Source organism: Lelliottia sp. GFLA7, from assembly GCF_056490165.1.
Map to the genome: position 1 here is coordinate 1 of NZ_JBWLAQ010000118.1, position 399 is coordinate 399.

Here is a 399-nt window from a genome sequence, read left to right on the forward strand (position 1 = left end):
GACGAAGGATCGTCGCAAGGTCCACTACGGCGAGAAGACGCCGGTCTCCGTTGCACAGGCCACCGCCACACTGGCGCAGGACGACACGTTGGCGATCGATCAAGGACTCTCCCTGGACGGCGAGGCTCCGCCCGGTCCGGGACAGATCGTGCGCACGAAGGTGCACTCGGCCGAACCGATGACCGTCGACGACGCGCTTTACGAGATGGAACTGGTCGGACACGACTTCTACCTGTTCCACGACAAGGAGACCGACCGGCCTTCTGTCGTGTACCGGCGCCACGCGTTCGACTACGGATTGATACGTCTGGCGTGACATCGTCGGCGGTCGGTCTACTCGTCCGACCGTGATTACGCATACCATGGGATCCGGCTGGGGTCGCCCGACCTCGGCCGGAT

1 protein-coding gene is annotated in these 399 nt (G+C 63.9%); it reads left to right on the forward strand.

Features of this window, described 5'->3' with window-relative positions; genetic code table 11:
• Positions 1-316, forward strand: a 316-nt coding sequence (locus tag AC07RN_RS21440; protein WP_478337293.1) for a sigma 54 modulation/S30EA ribosomal C-terminal domain-containing protein, incomplete at its 5' end; no start/stop codon positions are given.
• Positions 317-399: the final 83 nt, after the last annotated feature.